Raw genomic sequence first — 15,947 nt, 5'->3', positions numbered from 1 at the left:
CCGTCTCAGTGGCGCAGGGCCCATTTCTGGACCGATTCCAGGGGCCCTGCCGAGAACCGCCGCAGCCACAGCGTGGAGCCCACCATGAGTACCGCGCAGACCGTGAGCCAGAGTGCCACCACCCACCACGGGCCCGAGTCGCCGAGCCGTTCCGCGAGGCCCAGCCCGATGCCGTAGGAGATGAGCACGCACAGCGCGTTCTGCAGGACGTAACCGGACAGCGCGGTCCGGCCGACCGAGGTCAGGCCCGTCAGCAGCGGGCCCGGCCGCCGTACCCGGTCCACCACGGCACCGATCAGGCCGATGTAGCCGAGGGCCAGCAGCGGGGCCGCGCCGTACCTGGCCGCCAGGAACAGGTCCGGGCCCGCCAGCGTCGCCGCCACGTTGAGGGGCAGCCCGAGGCCGATTCCCCACGCCAGCAGGCGCGAGCGCAGCCGGCGCCCCGTCTCGTCCGCGCCGAACGCGCCCGCCCGGAACAGCCGTACGCCCAGCAGGAAGAGGAAGACCAGAAGGAAGAAGGTCAGGACCGGTTCCATGCGCAGCGCCAACGCGTTCTCCAGACGGAACGTGACCTGGTCCAGATAGCTGCCGTGCTCGTACAGGTCGACCACGTCCTGGGAGACCGTGCCGCCGCCTTCGTCCGTGTCGGCCAGGTTCATCGCCGCCGTCAGCAGGCCGATCACCGTCAGATGGAGGCCGGCCGCCCACCACATCACCCTCCGCTGCGCCCGTTCCGAGCGGGTCAGCAGCCAGGCGACGAGCAGTGCGGTGACCGCGTAGCCCATCAGCACGTCCCAGGCGAAGACCAGGACGAAGTGCACGGTGCCCTCGGCGAACAGGAACAGGGCCCGCCACCGGTAGCGCCCCGGCCACGGCTGCCCGCGCCGCTCCGCCGAGGCGTACTGGATGGCGAGGCCGGCTCCGAACAGGATCGTCAGCAGCGACAGGAACTTGCCGTTCGCCAGCACGCCGAAGATGCTTTCGACGACCCCCGTGGACGTCCCGGCCTGCAGGGCTCCCCACTCCGCGCCCGGACCGGTGAAGATCCACACGTTCGTCATGAGGGTGCCCAGGATGGCCGCGCCGCGCAGTACGTCGAGGAGCGGAAGCCGGCGTCCGGGGTGCGTGGCCTGCGGTGTCTGCGGGACTCGCGCGTCCGTGTGCGTCATGCACTCATCGTCGCGGCGGTATCCCCCCGGATCGTCATGAGCGAAGGCGAACCTGCCGTACATCGAAGGATGCAGCAGGCTCCCGCGACTCCTACTTGACCACGACCACCTTCGTGCCCGTCTCACCGAACGTCCACAGCGCCGCGCCGTCGGCCGCGCGCATCCGCACCCCGCCGGTCTGCTTGCCCGAGGCGGGCGGCGGCGAGGAGCCGTCGACGGCGTTGGAGAAGGCGATGGAGATACCGGACTTCGCGGCGAAGTAGACGATGTTCTCGATCTGCACGCCGTCCGAGCCCGTGGTGGCCATGGTGCGCGACGACACCGCGTAACTGCCGGTGTCCGGGCTCACCGTGCCCGGCCAGACGGCGAACGTACGGCGGGCCGTGTCACTCGCGTCGACCAGCCAGACCCGCTTCTGGCCGAGGGAGTAGACGACCCGGCGTCCGGTGCCCGAGCCGTCCGGCACGGCCACCGGCCCGGCGGGCTTCGTCGGCGCGGGGTTCGCGCCCGGCGAGGCCGACGCGCTCGGGCGGGCCTTCGCGGCCGTCGGGTGCGGCCCCTTGTCGGCCTGTACGGCGAGAACGGTGACGGCGGCTATCGCTCCCACCGTCAGACCGGTCACCCAGACCTTGGGAGCAGGCACGGGCACGCATCTCCTCAGCTCAGGAAACCCCTCCAGCGGGGGTCGGATCATCGTACCGACCCCCGTGGCGGGCTCTTCCTCAGTCCAGCACCGGCAGCAGCTCCGGCAGATGCCCGTCCGAGGCCGCCGCCGCCCGCTGACGTTCCTCGGTCACCTCGCCGTACAGGGTCGTACGCGGCTTCGCCGGGCGGCCCGCCGCCTCGGCGACCGCCACCAGGTCGCGGACCGACTTGTAGGAACCGTACGACGAACCCGCCATCCGCGAGATCGTCTCCTCCATCAGCGTGCCGCCGAGGTCGTTGGCGCCGGAGCGCAGCATCTCGGCGGCGCCCTCGGTGCCGAGCTTGACCCAGCTCGTCTGGATGTTGGGGATGTGCGGGTGCAGCAGGAGGCGGGCCATCGCCGTGACCGCCCGGTTGTCCCGGATCGTCGGGCCGGGGCGGGCGATGCCGGCCAGGTACACGGGTGCGTTGGTGTGGATGAACGGCAGGGTCACGAACTCCGTGAAGCCGCCCGTGCGTTGCTGGATGCCGGCCAGGGTGCGCAGGTGGCCGAGCCAGTGGCGGGGCTGGTCGACATGGCCGTACATCATCGTCGAGCTGGAGCGGATGCCGAGTTCGTGCGCCGTCGTGATCACCTCGATCCAGGTCGCCGTCGGCAGCTTGCCCTTGGTCAGGACCCAGCGGACCTCGTCGTCGAGGATCTCGGCGGCGGTGCCGGGGATCGAGTCCAGGCCCGCCTCCTTCGCGGCCGTGAGCCACTCGCGGATGGACAGGCCGGTGCGGGTGGCGCCGTTGACGACCTCCATCGGCGAGAAGGCGTGGACGTGCATGCCGGGCACGCGCTCCTTGACCGCCTTCGCGATGTCGAAGTACGCCGTCCCCGGCAGGTCCGGGTGGATGCCGCCCTGCATGCAGACCTCCACCGCGCCCACGTCCCAGGCCTGCTGGGCGCGGTCGGCGACCTGGTCCAGGGAGAGCGTGTAGGCGTCGGCGTCCGTCCTGCGCTGCGCGAAGGCGCAGAAACGGCAGCCGGTGTAGCAGACGTTGGTGAAGTTGATGTTCCGCGTGACGATGTACGTCACGTCGTCGCCGACCACCGATTTGCGGACGTCGTCGGCGATGCGGGTGAGCGCGTCCAGCGCCGGGCCGTCCGCGTGCAGCAGCGCCAGCGCCTCCGCGTCGGTCAGTCGGGTCGGGTCGTCGGCGGCCACCCGCAGCGCCTCGCGGACGTCCGTGTCGATGCGCTCGGGCGCCATGCCGGGCGCGGCGGCCTCGCGCAGGGCGCCCCAGTCGCCGTACACCTCGTCGAAGTCGTCGCGGCGGTCGGACGTGCGGCCCTCGGTGTCGATGGTGGCGTGCAGGTCGGTACGGCCGGCGGAGACGAACGCCTCCTCGGGCTCCTGCCACGGGTGGCCCTCGACCACGGCGTCGGGCAGCGCGAGGCCCGTCTCCGGGTCGGCGAGCGCCCGTACGTGCGGCAGCAGCCGGGGGTCCATCCAGGGCTCGCCGCGCTGGACGAACTCGGGGTAGACGCACAGCCGTTCCCGCAGCTCGAAGCCGGCGTCCGCGGACTGCCGGGTCAGCTCCTCGATCTGCGGCCAGGGGCGTTCGGGGTTGACGTGGTCGATCGTGAGCGGGGAGACGCCGCCCCAGTCGTCGATACCGGCCGCGATCAGACGGGCGTACTCGCCCTCGACGAGGTTGGGCGGGGCCTGGATGTTGCCGGCCGGGCCCATGATGAGCCGGGCGACGGCGACCGCGGCGACCAGTTCGTCCAGCTCGGCGTCCGGCATGCCGCGCATCGCGGTGTCCGGCTTGGCGCGGAAGTTCTGGATGATCAGTTCCTGGATGCCGTGGTACGACCGCGCGATCCGGCGCAGCGCGAAGAGGGACTCGGCGCGCTCCTCGTACGTCTCGCCGATGCCGATGAGGATCCCCGAGGTGAACGGCACGGAGGATCGGCCGGCGTCCTCCAGGACGCGCAGCCGGACGGCGGGTTCCTTGTCCGGGGAACCGTGGTGCGGGCCGCCGGGCTCGGACCACAGGCGGGTCGCGGTCGTCTCCAGCATCATGCCCATCGACGGGGCGACGGGCTTGAGGCGCTGGAAGTCGGTCCAGGTCATGACGCCCGGGTTGAGGTGCGGGAGCAGGCCCGTCTCCTCCAGGATGCGGATGGAGATGGCGCGGACGTAGGCGATGGTGTCGTCGTAGCCGTGCGCGTCCAGCCACTCGCGCGCCTCGGGCCACCGGTCCTCCGGCTTGTCCCCGAGGGTGATGAGGGCTTCCTTGCAGCCGAGGGCCGCGCCCTTGCGGGCGATGTCGAGGACCTCGTCCGGGGACATGAACATCCCGTGCCCGGCGCGGCGGAGCTTGCCGGGGACGGTGACGAAGGTGCAGTAGTGGCACTTGTCCCGGCACAGCCGGGTCAGGGGGATGAAGACGCTCTTCGAGTACGTGATCACGCCGGGGCGGCCCGCGGCCGCCAGGCCCGCGTCACGCACCCGGGCGGCGGACGCGGCGAGGTCGTCCAGGGCCTCGCCGCGGGCCTGGAGCAGTACGGCCGCCTCGGAGACGTCGAGCGCGACGCCGTCCCGGGCGCGTTTGAGGGCGCGACGCAGGGAGTTCTCGGTCGGGCCGGTTCCAGGGGTCGCGGGAGTCGTCATTCTTTGAGCATACGTTCGAGGTCCGGGCGGTCGGGGACGGTCCTGGGTGGTGCGATTCGTGGCCGGATGCGGGTGCGTTGTGGCTGGTCGCGCCCACGCGGCGGAGCCGCACATCGATACGCCCCGCGCCCCTGAGTCGGCTGCCCGCCCGCCCGATTACAGGTACTCGGCGTACTCGTCCAACACTCGCAAAACCTCCGCCTCCCCCGCCGGAGGCAACTGCACCACGGCCTCCTCGATCCCCAACTCGGCGTAGTGCGCGAGCTTGCCGGGGGTGGGGAACACGGCGTACGGCACGACCTGGAGCGCTTCCGGGTCGCGTCCGGCGTCGGCCCAGACCGTCCGCAGCAGGGGGAGAGTTTCGGACAGACCGCGGCCACCGATCGGCAGCCATCCGTCGGCGTACTCGCTGATGTGCGTGAACAGCTTCGGTCCGGCGGCGCCGCCGATGAGCGTGCGGGGGCCGTTGACCTTCGGAGCGCGCGGCTTCTGTACGGGTTTGGGGTAGGCGAAGCTGGCGCGTACCGACCCGAACTCCCCCTCGTACGCGACGGGCTCGTCAGTCCACAGGGCCCGCATCAAGGCCATCCGGTCACGGACGAGTTCGCGGCGCGTGGCCCACTCGACGCCGTGGTCGGCGGCCTCCTCCACGTTCCAGCCGAAGCCGAGGCCGAGGGTGAACCGCCCTCCCGACAGATGGTCCAGGGTCGCGATCTGCTTGGCCAGGTCGATCGGGTCGTGCTGCGCGACCAGCGTGATGCCGGTGCCGAGGCCGAGCCGTTCGGTGACGGCGGCGGCCTGGCCGAGGGCGACGAAGGGGTCCAGGGTGCGGCCGTACTCGGGCGGCAGCTCGCCGCCGGCCGGGTACGGCGTGGTCCGGTCGACGGGGATGTGGGTGTGCTCGGGCAGATACAGCCCGGCGAAGCCCCGCTGCTCCAGCTCACGGGCGAGCCGGGTCGGGGTGATGGTCTCGTCGGTGAGGAAGATCGTGGCGGAGATACGCATGGGTGCATCTCTACCGCGCGACCGCCGCAATGTCCATACCGACCGGTCGGCCTGAATTCGCCGCGCGGCTTCGTCAGCTCACGATCGGCTGACGATTCCCTTCCCTTGCCCGGAAGTTCACGGCTGAATACGAGGGTTGCACGCACCACCACCGCACCACCACGCCCTGTCAGTCACGACGACCTGGGGAGCAGCAGCATGTGCGAGGACGACCACGGCGGCCTGGGAAGACGCGCATTGTTCGTGACGGGTGCGGCGGCCGCGCTTACGTTGGGAAGCGTGAGCTTCTCTCGCGGCCCCGCCGAAGCGGCCGACAACACGGAGACCCGAACGGTACGCGGCACGCTGCCCACCGGCGGCCCCGACTTCGCCTACCTCCCTCTGGAGATCCCGGACGGCATACGGGAGATCAAGGTCGCCTACACCTACGACAAGCCGTCCGTGCCGGCCGGCACCCCGGGCAACGCCCTCGACATCGGCATCTTCGACGACCGCGGCACCGAGCTCGGCGGCAAGGGCTTCCGCGGCTGGTCGGGCGGCGCCCGCACGGAGTTCTTCGTCCGCGCCGACGACGCGACGCCGGGCTACATCCCGGGTCCGGTGCGCGAGGGCACCTGGCACATCGTGCTCGGCCCGTACACCGTGGCGCCGCAGGGCCTCGACTACGAGGTCACGATCACGCTGACGTACGGCGAGCAGGACGAGGCCGCGGAGCCGGTGTACCCGCCGGAGCGGGCCAAGGGCCGGGGCCGCGCCTGGTACCGCGGCGACTGCCATCTGCACTCCTGGTACTCGGACGGCCGCCGCACCCCCGCGGAGATCGCCGCGCTGGCGCGCGAGGCGGGCCTGGACTTCATCAACAGCTCGGAGCACAACACGCACTCGGCGCACGCGCACTGGGCCGACGAGGCGGGCGACGACCTGCTGGTGATGCTGGGCGAGGAGGTCACCACGCGCAACGGCCATGTGCTGGCCCTCGGCGTCGAGCCGGGGACGTTCATCGACTGGCGTTACCGGGCGCGTGACAACCGCTTCGGCAAGTTCGCCCGCCAGATCCGCCGCTCCGGCGGACTCGTCGTGCCCGCCCACCCGCACGCCACCTGCGTCGGCTGCAACTGGAAGTTCGGCTTCGGCGAGGCGGACGCGGTCGAGGTGTGGAACGGCCCGTGGACGCCGGACGACGAGGTGGCGCTGGCGGACTGGGACGGCATGCTGGTGGCGTCCGTGCGCGACAAGGGCCGCGACTGGATCCCGGCGATGGGCAACAGCGACGCCCACCGCAGCCCGGATCCGGTCGGCTCCCCGCAGACGGTGGTCCTCGCCGACGACCTCACCCGCGAGGCGATCCAGGAGGGCATCCGCGCGGGCCGCTCCTACGTCGCCGAGTCCAAGAACGTCTCCCTCACCTTCACGGCCTCGGGCGGCCGCGCCGAACAGGCGGGCATCGGCGAGCGGTTGGAGGTCGGGATGAACACGCCGGTCACGGTCCGCCTGGAGGTGTCGGGCGCGCCCCGCTGCACCGTCCGCTTCGTCACCGACCAGGGCGTCCTGTTCACCAGCGCCCCGCTGCCGGTGGCCGGTTCGGGCGTCGTGGAGTGGCGCACGACCCCCTCGTACGCGGCCTACGTCCGCGCCGAGCTCCGCCACGAGGCGGCGGTGGGCCCCCTCCCGGGAGCCCTGGCGGCCTTCACGAACCCGATCTTCCTGGGCCGCTCGTAGCCGCTGCCTGACCGAAGCGGTGCCCCGGCGGTTCCTCAGCCCGTCGGGGCGTTCCCCAGGTCGGCGACCACCGCCGCGTGGTCGGACGGCCAGATGCCGTCGACCGGGGCGTCGCCCGCGCGGTGGACCGAGCGCACATGGCCGAGGCCGCCGGGGCCGGGCGGGCCGATGTGGATGTAGTCGATCCGCACGCCCGGCTCCAGACCGGACGCGACGTAGGGGTTGGCCCGGTCCCAGGTGTGGGCGGGGGCGGCCGGGTCGGCGTACTGCCAGGCGTCGAAGAAGACCTGTCCGGGCACGACCGGGGAGGTGCGGTAGCCGCCGAAGAGACGGATCTCGTCGGAGTCCGGCCAGGCGTTGAAGTCGCCGGTGACGATCGCCGGAAAGGGCGTGTCACCCCGGTTCTCGGCGATGAACTCGGCGAGGGCTGTGACCTGGCGGCAGCGTACGGCCGAGGCGTGCAGGGCGGACGTGAGGTGGGTGGTGAAGAACGGAATGTCGCAGGAGGGCGTGGCGAGGCGGGTGAAGAGGGCCAGGCGGCCGTCGTCGACGTCGGCGGGGGCGGGCAGGCGCAGCGTGCGTTGCGCGGTCACCGGCCATCGGCTCAGTACGGCGTTGCCGATGTCGACCGCGGCGCCGCCGATGCGCCGGCGCCAGCGGTCGGGGGCGGGTGAGGGGGCCCAGGCCCAGTGCATGCCGAGCTCGCCGGCCAGCCACTCGGCCTGGTTCTCTCCGTCGGCGGCCCACACCTCCTGAAGGCCGACCACGTCGGGGCGCAGCTCACGCAGCTCGGCGAGGATGGCCTTCTGCCGTGCCTCCCAGGGGCCGAAGCGCCACCACAGGTTCCAGGTCACGACCCGCATCGGCAGTCACCCGCTCTCGTCATGCCGCGTGAGTGACCATTGAAGCAACAGTTCGACCATCGTGCCCTGGTACCCAGCAGGAGACAGGAGACCCACAGTCATGTCCCGCCTCGCCGAGCTCAGGTTCCGCGCCGCCACCGCCTTCCAGCGCCATGTCGGCAATCCGGTGCTGCGCCGCGTTCCCCTCCAGACGGTCCTGGAGACCACCGGCCGGGTCTCCGGTCTGCCCCGGCAGACGCCGGTGGGCGGGCGCCGGGTGGGCGACTCCTTCTGGCTGGTCTCGGAGTTCGGTGACCGGTCCCAGTACGTCCGCAACATCAAGGCCGATCCGCGCGTGCGGGTGCGGATAAAGGGGCGGTGGCACACCGGGACGGCCCAGCTCCTGCCCGACGACGACCCGGTCGCCCGCCTGCGCCGCCTGCCGCGCTTCAACAGCACGGCCGTCAGGGCCCTCGGGACGAACCTGCTGACGGTCCGGGTGGATCTCGGCGGCTGACACCTGCGGCGCCCTCAGGCGGCCGGCGCCCGTTCACACAGCTCCGTCACCAGCCGTACGACGTCCTGCGGTGCCCGCAGCGTCGGGAAGTGATCGCACTCCGGGTGCCGCACGAGCTCGCAGTTGGGGATGCGAGCGGCCATCGCCTCGTTGCAGCGGATCACCTCGGGCTGGTCCTTCTCACCGAGCAGCAGCGTGCAGGGCAGAGCGAGCTCGCCCAGCCTGGCGAAGGCCGGGGCGCCCTCGGTCTCCTTCCCGTGGGTCGTGAACCAGGCCGGGATCGCCGCCCGCAGCAGCGTCTCGGCCTCGGTGTCGGGGTCGGGGCCCGCCGCACCCCAGGTCCGCAGCGTGAACGCGACCAGGCCGTCCATGTCGCGGGCCGTGGCCAGCCGCACGATCTCCTCGTTGGCCTCCTGCGACTCCAGGCCGTCGTAGCCGTTGACGCCGGGGACCAGCAGGCCCAGGGCCGCCGTCCGGCCGGGGTCGTTGAGCGCCAGGTCGACGGCCGTCCTGGCGCCCATGCTGGAGCCGACCAGGATCACCCGGGGCAGTTCGAAGTGGTCCAGGACGCTCCTGAGGTCCTCGACCTGGGCGTAGGAGTCCGTGGGCGCGGGTGAACGGCCGAAGCCCCGGGCGTCGTAGCGGATCACCCGGTGGGCGGCCAGGCCGTACATGACCGGATCCCACAGCCGGGAGTCGCCGACCCCCGAGTGCAGCAGCACCACAGCGGGCCCCGCCCCGCCGGCCCCGGAGTCCTCAGCCCAGACCTCGCCGCCCTTGACCTGCACCATGTGTCCATACGGCAGACTCTGCCCGCCGCGCCGCCCCGGCGACAGCCGCCGGCCGGTCAATCCCCGGCGCTCACCCCGGCCAGACGATGGCCTGCACCTCGCTGTAGGCGTGCAGGGCGTACGACCCGACGTCGCGCCCCACCCCGCTCTGCTTGAACCCCCCGAACGGCGCCTCCATGTTGCGCCCGACGGTGTTGACCCCGACCCCGCCGGCCCGCAGTTTCCGCGCGACGCGGAAGGCGCGGGCGACGTCGCCGGACCAGACGTAGTCGATCAGGCCGTACTCCGTGTCGTTGGCGAGGGCGATGCCCTCCTCCTCCTCGTCGAAGGGGATCACGCACACGACCGGCCCGAAGATCTCCTCCCGGGCGACCCGCATGTCGTTGGTGCAGTCGGCGAGGAGGGTCGGCGCCACGTAGAAGCCCCACTCGTACGGCGGCCGTTCACCGCCGGCAACCACCACGGCGCCTTCCTTGCGGCCCGTCTCCACGTACGACTCCACCCGGTCCCGGTGCTCGGCCGAGATCACCGGCCCGACGACCGTGGACGCCTCGCGCGGGTCGCCGACCTTCAACCGGCGTGCGTACGCGGCCAGTTGCTCCACGAGCCGGTCGTAGACGCCCCGCTGCGCCAGCACCCGCGTCGGCGCCGTACAGATCTGCCCGCTGTAGAAGGAGAACGTCGTCCCGATCCCGGCGACGGCCGATCCGATGTCCGCGTCGTCGAAGACGACCGCGGCGCCCTTCCCGCCGAGCTCCATCAACTGGCGTTTCATGTCACGGCCGCACGCCTCGGCGATGCGGCGGCCCACCGCCGTGGAGCCGGTGAAGCTCACCATGTCGACGTCCGGGGACGTGACGGCCGCCTCGCCGACCTCCACCGACCGGCCGGAGACGACGTTGACGACACCCGCCGGCGCCCCCGCCGCCTCCAGGGCCTCCGCCATCCGGTAGACGGACAGCGGATCCTGCGGCGCCGGTTTCACGACGACCGTGTTGCCCATGGCCAGCGCGGGCGCGATCTTTCCGGCCGGGTTGGCCCACGGGTTGTTGTAGGAGGTGATGCAGGTGACGACGCCGACGGGCTGGCGGACGGCCAGCGCGCCCATCACACCGGCCTTCCCCGCCCCCACTGCCTTAAGGGCGTGGGAGGTGCCCCCACCCGCCTCGTTGATCTGCGGCGGGATCGCCCACTCGGCGGGCTCCACGCGCGCGTAGCGCCGGAACCGGGCCGCCCCGACGCCGACCTGCATCGCCCGGGCCGTCCCCGTGGTCGCGCCGGTCTCGGCCTGGGCGAGTTCGGCGTACGGCCCGAGGTGGCCGTGGATGATGTCCGCCGCCCGCGCCAGCACGGCCGCCCGCTCCTCCGGCGCCGTGCGCGACCACGGCCCGAAGGCCTCGCGGGCCGCGGCGCAGGCCGCGTGCACCTGATCCCGCGAGGCCTCGGGAGCCCCTCCTACGGTCTCCTCCGTCGCCGGATCGATCACGGGATAGTGGCCGCCGTCCGGCTCCACCCACGAGCCCCCGACGAACAACCGCTGCCGGTCGGATCCTTCGAAGCTCACCTGGTGGCCACCGTCCTGGTGTCCCGCCCCGAGCGCAGCACCCGCCCCGGTACGGCCCCGCTCACCACGTCGTCCCGGATCGCCTCGACGCCGTTGACCCACACGGCCCGCACCCCGATCGCCCTGGAGTCCAGCCGCGGACTGTCGCCCGGCAGGTCGTGCACCAAGGTGGCCGTGCCGGCGTCGATCCGCTCCGGGTCGAAGAGCACCAGGTCCGCATGGAAGCCCTCCTGGATCCGGCCGCGTTCGCGCAGTCCGAAGAGCTGCGCCGGGTCGTCCGTCAGCATCTTCACGGCCTTCTCCAGGCTCGTGAGCCTGCGCCCGCGCAGACAGTCCCCGAGGAACCGGGTCGTGTACGGCGCACCGCACATCCGGTCCAGATGCGCCCCGGCGTCCGAGCCGCCCAGCATGACGTCCTCGTGCTGCCAGGCCTCGGCGCGCATGGTCCAGGACGCGGGGTCGTTGTCGGTGGGCATCGGCCACAGGACCGTACGCAGGTCGTCGGCGGCGCAGATCTCCACCATGCACTGGAAGGGTTCCTGGCCGCGTTCGCGGGCGATGTCCTCCACGACCCGGCCGCTCAGCCCGCGGTTGGCGTCGCTGTAGGTGTCGCCGATGACGTACCGCCCGAAGTTGGTCAGCCGCCGGAAGACGCCCGCCTCCTTCGACCCGGCGTGCCGCAGCAGCTCCGCCCGTACCTCCGGGTCGCGCAGTCGGGCGATCCGCTCGGGCACGGGCAGCCCCAGGACCGGCCCCCACCCGGGGATCAGGTTGAGCGCGCAGAAGGTGCCCAGCGACATGTTCATCGGCGTGAGGATCGGCATGGTCAACGCCACGACCCGGCCGCCGGCCTTGCGCGCCCGCTCACTGGCCAGCAACTGCCGGGGCACCCGCTCGGGGACCGCGGAGTCGATGGTCAGCACGTTCCAGTTCAGCGGCCGCCCGGCGGCGGCGCTCATCTCCACGAACAGCTCGATCTCGGCGTCGCTGAACTGATCCAGACACCCGGCGACGATCGCCTCGATCTGCGTCCCCTCGTGCTCGCCGACGGCCTTCGACAGCGCGAGCAGCTCGGCGGGCCCGGCGTGCCGGGAGGCCACCGGCTTGCCGTCCCCGTCGGAGTGGGTGGACGACTGGGTGGTGGAGAAGCCCCAGGCACCGGCGTCCATGGCGTCGTGCAGCAGCCGTACGATCTCGGCGAGTTGCTCCTCGCTGGGCTGCCCCCCGACGGCGTCCTCCCCCATCACGTACCGCCGCAGCGCACAGTGCCCCACCATGAACCCGGCGTTGACCGCGATCCGCCCTTCGAGCGCGTCCAGATACTCCCCGAACGAACTCCAGCTCCAGGGCGCCCCCTCTTCGAGCGCGACCAGCGACATGCCCTCGACCTTGGACATCATCCGGCGGGTGTAGTCGGCGTCGGCGGGCCGGGCCGGGTTCAACGGCGCGAGCGTGAACCCGCAGTTCCCGCCGGCCACGGTGGTCACCCCGTGGTTCAGCGACGGGGTCGCATAGGGATCCCAGAACAACTGCGCGTCGTAGTGCGTGTGCGGATCGACGAACCCGGGAGCGAGCACGAGCCCATTGGCGTCCTCGCTGCTGCGGGCCCCTTCGGTGACGGCACCGATGACGGCGATACGACCGTCGCGTATGCCGACGTCGGCCGTGTACGCGGGCGCACCCGTCCCGTCCACGACGGTCGCGCCTTTGATGACGTGATCGAGCATGCCGGTTCCTCCTCGGATTCGGGGTGGGGGCCGCGCCCTTCAGGGGCGCGGGGAACTGCGCGACCAGCCACGTCGCATCCGCACCCGCCGACGGCCCGCGGCCCTACGGCGATCAGGCGGACTGCCGGAAACGGGACGTCCGGTGAACGGGATCCGTGTCGATCTTCGGAATCACGTGCTCCCCGATCAACCGGATCGTCTGCAACGTCTCCTCCTTCGGCACCCCCACCGGCAGCCCGAAGCTCAACTGATCCGCCCCGGCCTGCTCCCACCGCTTGCACTGCGTGAGCACCTCGTCCGGATCACCGCAGATCAGCAGCTCCTCCTCGATCAGCAGCTCCACGAACTCCGGCGTGTACTCGGGCAGCGTCTCCGGCCACTCCGGGAAGCCCTCGGGCCGCGGGAAGGTGTCGTGGTACCGGAACACCAGCGAGGGCAGATAGTGCAGCCCGCCGTTCACCGCGATCCGGATCGCCTCGTCGTGCGTCGGCGCGCAGATCGCCGTGGTCGTCACCATGACGTTGTCGTTGACGAAGTCGCCGATCGGCTCCGCGTTCACGATCGCCGTCTTGTACTGCTGAAGCACCCACTCCATGTCGGAGACCTTCTGGATGCTGAAGCCGAGGACTCCGAGACCCTTGCGCGCGGCCATCGCGTACGAGGGCGGCGACCCGGCGGCGTACCACATCGCCGGATGCGACTTCCCGTACGGCTTGGGCAGGACCTTGCGCGGCGGCAACTGCCAGTGCTTGCCCTGGAAGCCCACGTACTCGTCCTGGAGCCACATCTTCGGGAACTCGGCGATCGTCTCTTCCCAGATCTCCTTGGTGTAGTTCATATCGGTGACGCCCGGTATGAACCCGAGGATCTCGTGCGATCCGGCCCCGCGCCCGCTGCCGAACTCGAAGCGATTGCCGCTGAGATGGTCGAGCATGGCGACCTTCTCGGCGACCTTCACCGGGTGGTTGACCTGGGCGAGCGGGTTGAAGATGCCGGATCCCAGATGGATCCGCTCCGTCGCATGCGCGAGGTACCCGAGGAAGACGTCGTTGGCGGAGAGATGCGAGTACTCCTCCAGGAAGTGGTGCTCGGAGGCCCACGCGTACTTGAAGCCTGACTTGTCCGCCTGGATGACGTACTCGGTCTCCTCCATCAGCGCCTTGTGCTCCGCGAGCGGGTCGGTCTCGGCGCGTTTGCCCACGTATCCCTGTACAAAGAGCCCGAATTCCAAGGCGGTTCACCGTCCCCGGTTCCGAAGTTTTCTGACACACCGTCAGTTTTGAACGACTGTGGCACCACCCGCATGGAGGGTCAATACCTGATGGTCAGTCAGATGACGCTGACCCCTGCCAGCCACCCCCCGTCGATCACGAACGGCTGCCCGGTGATGTAGGAGGAGTCGTCGCAGGTCAGGAACAGCGCCAGCCGAGCCACCTCCTCCGGCCGCCCGATCCGGCCGAGCGGCACGAGCTTGCGGTACAACCCGTCCAGGGCCCGGCTCGTCTCCTCCGCGTCCGCCTCCGGGTCCAACTGAGCCGGATTGGACATCGCGGTGTCGATCGCGCCGGGGCACATCGCGTTGACCCGGATGCCCCGCGGCGCCAGCTCCAGCGCGGCGACCCGGGTGAGGCCGAGGATGGCGTGCTTGGTCGCGGCGTACGTGCCCACGGCCGCCATGCCCGTGACGGCCGTGTAGGAGGCCGTGTTGACGATCGTGCCGCCGTCCTCCATCTCCGGGGCCACGGTCTTCATGCCGAGGAAGCAGCCGACCTGGTTGACCCGCACGACCTGCATGAACTCGTCCAGGGGCGTGTCGACGAGGGAGTTGAACCGCAGGATCCCGGCGTTGTTGACGAGCCCGTCGACACGGCCGTACGCCTCCTTGGTGGCCGCCAGCGCGGCGCGCCAGTCCTCCTCGTCGCCGACGTCGAGGTGGACGTACAGCGCCCCCAGCTCCTTCGCCAGCGCCCCGCCCTGGTCGTCGAGCACATCGGCGACGACGACATCGGCGCCCTCCGCCACGAACAGCCGCGCCTCCCGCTCGCCCTGTCCGCGCGCGGCTCCGGTGACGATGACGGTCCGTCCGTCCAGCTTGCCCATGGCTCTCCCTAGTCGAGGCGGGGCGCGACCTCGGCCCCGAACGCGGTGATCTGGTCGACGAGCTCGCTGCGGCCCCGGCTGCGGAACCGCACCTGGATCTGGTCCACCCCCATCGCCCGGTACGCCCGCAGCGACTCGGCGAGCGCGTCCGGCGTCCCGGTGAGCGTCCGGCGCCCGACGTCCCAGGCGGGCGCGCCGACGTACAGGGGCTCGACGATGGCGCCGACGGTGTACGGCCCCTCGATGCCCGCCTCCTCCCTGAGCCGCCGGATCCGCGCGATCTGCGCGGGCAGCCGGTCGCGCGGGTCGCCCTGGGGCAGCCAGCCGTCGCCCTTCAGCGCGGCCCTGCGCACGGCGGCCGGGGACGATCCGCCGACCCAGACCGGAATGCGTTCCTGGGCGGGCCGGGGCAACTGGCCGAGCCCCTCGAAGTCGTAGAGCTTGCCGTGGTGTTCGGGGAACTCCTCGGGTCCCAGGGCGGCGCGCAGGGCGTCGATCGACTCGTCCAGCACGGGTCCGCGCCGCTCGAAGTCGACGCCGAGCACCTCGAACTCCTCGCGTACGTGCCCGGCCCCGACGCCGAGGATCAGCCGCCCCGAGCTGAGGTGATCGAGGGTGGCGTACTGCTTGGCGGTCAGCAGGGGGTGGCGCAGGCCGACGACCGCGACATGGCTGAGCAGGCGTACGCGCTCGGTGGCGGCCGCGAGGAAGGCGAGGGTGGCGACCGGGTCGTACCAGATGGTGCTCATCGCGGAGGCCAGGCGGCGCGGGATGGCGACGTGGTCGCAGGCGGCGACGTAGTCGAAGCCGGCGCGGTCGGCGGCGCCGGCCAGGGCGACGAGGTCGTCGGGTCCGGCGCCCGCCTCCCACGGCTCCGCGTAGATCGTGCTCTGCGACTGGACGGGGAGCTGCATCCCGAACAGCGTCCGCCCGTCCGGCGGGACTTGGATGGTCACACGCCCTCCTCGATCTGACGGTCCGTCACATACATCCTCGGGCGCCATCGTCCGGTCTGGCGCCGCAACAGACAAGGGGTGGGGCCGATCCCGGCGGGGCACGGTCCTCCGCATGCCGAGGGTGGGGCCGATCCCGGCGGGGCACGGCCCTCCGCATGCCGAGGGTGGGGCCGATCCCGGCGGGGCACGGCCCTCCGCATGCCGAGGGTGGGGCCGATCCCGGCGTGGCACGGCCCTCCGCGTGCCGAC

General features: G+C 71.7%; 13 protein-coding genes. 2 read left to right on the top strand and 11 right to left on the bottom strand.

The features are described from left to right. Window positions 1–5 precede the first annotated feature (5 nt). From ACZ69Q_RS28340 to ACZ69Q_RS28325, 4 genes are all read right to left on the bottom strand, one after another. The gene (locus ACZ69Q_RS28340; protein WP_471046859.1) at window positions 6–1,169 is read right to left on the bottom strand and encodes a DUF418 domain-containing protein; all 1,164 of its coding nucleotides are present in this window, start codon (window positions 1,167–1,169) and stop codon (window positions 6–8) included. Between the two features lie 91 nt (window positions 1,170–1,260). Then, the gene (locus ACZ69Q_RS28335; protein ID WP_471046857.1) at window positions 1,261–1,812 is read right to left on the bottom strand and encodes a hypothetical protein; all 552 of its coding nucleotides are present in this window, start codon (window positions 1,810–1,812) and stop codon (window positions 1,261–1,263) included. A gap of 79 nt (window positions 1,813–1,891) precedes the next feature. Further along, window positions 1,892–4,477, bottom strand: a complete 2,586-nt coding sequence (locus ACZ69Q_RS28330; protein WP_471046855.1) for a bifunctional FO biosynthesis protein CofGH — start codon at window positions 4,475–4,477, stop codon at window positions 1,892–1,894. A gap of 156 nt (window positions 4,478–4,633) precedes the next feature. Continuing rightward, window positions 4,634–5,482, bottom strand: a complete 849-nt coding sequence (locus tag ACZ69Q_RS28325) for an LLM class F420-dependent oxidoreductase (protein WP_471046853.1) — start codon at window positions 5,480–5,482, stop codon at window positions 4,634–4,636. A 198-nt stretch (window positions 5,483–5,680) separates the two neighbouring features. On the opposite strand from ACZ69Q_RS28325, the gene ACZ69Q_RS28320 reads away from it, so the two are divergent. Further along, entirely contained in the window at window positions 5,681–7,201 is a 1,521-nt protein-coding gene (locus ACZ69Q_RS28320; protein WP_471046851.1) for a CehA/McbA family metallohydrolase, read from the top strand. Window positions 7,202–7,236: 35 nt separating this feature from the next. On the opposite strand, the gene ACZ69Q_RS28315 is transcribed toward ACZ69Q_RS28320, so the two are convergent. Further along, window positions 7,237–8,064, bottom strand: coding sequence for an endonuclease/exonuclease/phosphatase family protein (locus tag ACZ69Q_RS28315; RefSeq protein WP_471046849.1), 828 nt, complete (start codon window positions 8,062–8,064; stop codon window positions 7,237–7,239). A 100-nt stretch (window positions 8,065–8,164) separates the two neighbouring features. Here ACZ69Q_RS28315 and ACZ69Q_RS28310 point away from each other — a divergent pair, with 100 nt between their 5' ends. Next, entirely contained in the window at window positions 8,165–8,560 is a 396-nt protein-coding gene (locus ACZ69Q_RS28310) for a nitroreductase/quinone reductase family protein (protein ID WP_471046848.1), read from the top strand. A gap of 14 nt (window positions 8,561–8,574) precedes the next feature. Here the strand turns inward: ACZ69Q_RS28310 and ACZ69Q_RS28305 are convergent, their stop codons facing one another. From ACZ69Q_RS28305 to ACZ69Q_RS28280, 6 genes are all read right to left on the bottom strand, one after another. Then, window positions 8,575–9,351, bottom strand: a complete 777-nt coding sequence (locus tag ACZ69Q_RS28305) for an alpha/beta fold hydrolase (RefSeq protein WP_471046846.1) — start codon at window positions 9,349–9,351, stop codon at window positions 8,575–8,577. A gap of 70 nt (window positions 9,352–9,421) precedes the next feature. Next, complete coding sequence (locus ACZ69Q_RS28300; RefSeq protein WP_471046844.1) at window positions 9,422–10,915, bottom strand: aldehyde dehydrogenase family protein; 1,494 nt, start codon at window positions 10,913–10,915, stop codon at window positions 9,422–9,424. Continuing rightward, the gene (locus ACZ69Q_RS28295; RefSeq protein ID WP_471046842.1) at window positions 10,912–12,642 is read right to left on the bottom strand and encodes an N-acyl-D-amino-acid deacylase family protein; all 1,731 of its coding nucleotides are present in this window, start codon (window positions 12,640–12,642) and stop codon (window positions 10,912–10,914) included. Before ACZ69Q_RS28295 ends, ACZ69Q_RS28300 begins: the two co-directional genes overlap by 4 nt. 112 nt (window positions 12,643–12,754) lie before the next feature. Next, window positions 12,755–13,873 (bottom strand): LLM class flavin-dependent oxidoreductase, encoded by a 1,119-nt coding sequence (locus ACZ69Q_RS28290; protein ID WP_471046840.1) that lies wholly within the window; start codon window positions 13,871–13,873, stop codon window positions 12,755–12,757. Between the two features lie 98 nt (window positions 13,874–13,971). After that, a complete protein-coding gene (locus ACZ69Q_RS28285) occupies window positions 13,972–14,742 on the bottom strand; it encodes an SDR family NAD(P)-dependent oxidoreductase (protein WP_471046838.1) in 771 nt (256 codons plus the stop codon). Between the two features lie 8 nt (window positions 14,743–14,750). After that, entirely contained in the window at window positions 14,751–15,656 is a 906-nt protein-coding gene (locus tag ACZ69Q_RS28280; RefSeq protein WP_471046947.1) for a TIGR03619 family F420-dependent LLM class oxidoreductase, read from the bottom strand. Window positions 15,657–15,947 lie beyond the last annotated feature (291 nt).

This window comes from Streptomyces sp. NPDC036764 (assembly GCF_055609385.1).
Note: the sequence above shows the minus strand (reverse complement) of the source record. Positions and strands in the feature narration are given on the sequence as shown.

Bases quoted from the DNA above. Each gene is read 5' to 3' on its own strand.
- ACZ69Q_RS28340 (WP_471046859.1), bottom strand. From the start codon at position 1,169: ATGACGCACACGGACGCGCGAGTCCCGCAGACACCGCAGGCCACGCAC.
- ACZ69Q_RS28330 (WP_471046855.1), bottom strand. From the start codon at position 4,477: ATGACGACTCCCGCGACCCCTGGAACCGGCCCGACCGAGAACTCCCTG.
- ACZ69Q_RS28325 (WP_471046853.1), bottom strand. From the start codon at position 5,482: ATGCGTATCTCCGCCACGATCTTCCTCACCGACGAGACCATCACCCCG.
- ACZ69Q_RS28320 (WP_471046851.1), top strand. From the start codon at position 5,681: ATGTGCGAGGACGACCACGGCGGCCTGGGAAGACGCGCATTGTTCGTG.
- ACZ69Q_RS28315 (WP_471046849.1), bottom strand. From the start codon at position 8,064: ATGCGGGTCGTGACCTGGAACCTGTGGTGGCGCTTCGGCCCCTGGGAG.
- ACZ69Q_RS28310 (WP_471046848.1), top strand. From the start codon at position 8,165: ATGTCCCGCCTCGCCGAGCTCAGGTTCCGCGCCGCCACCGCCTTCCAG.
- ACZ69Q_RS28305 (WP_471046846.1), bottom strand. From the start codon at position 9,351: ATGGTGCAGGTCAAGGGCGGCGAGGTCTGGGCTGAGGACTCCGGGGCC.
- ACZ69Q_RS28295 (WP_471046842.1), bottom strand. From the start codon at position 12,642: ATGCTCGATCACGTCATCAAAGGCGCGACCGTCGTGGACGGGACGGGT.
- ACZ69Q_RS28285 (WP_471046838.1), bottom strand. From the start codon at position 14,742: ATGGGCAAGCTGGACGGACGGACCGTCATCGTCACCGGAGCCGCGCGC.
- ACZ69Q_RS28280 (WP_471046947.1), bottom strand. From the start codon at position 15,656: ATGCAGCTCCCCGTCCAGTCGCAGAGCACGATCTACGCGGAGCCGTGG.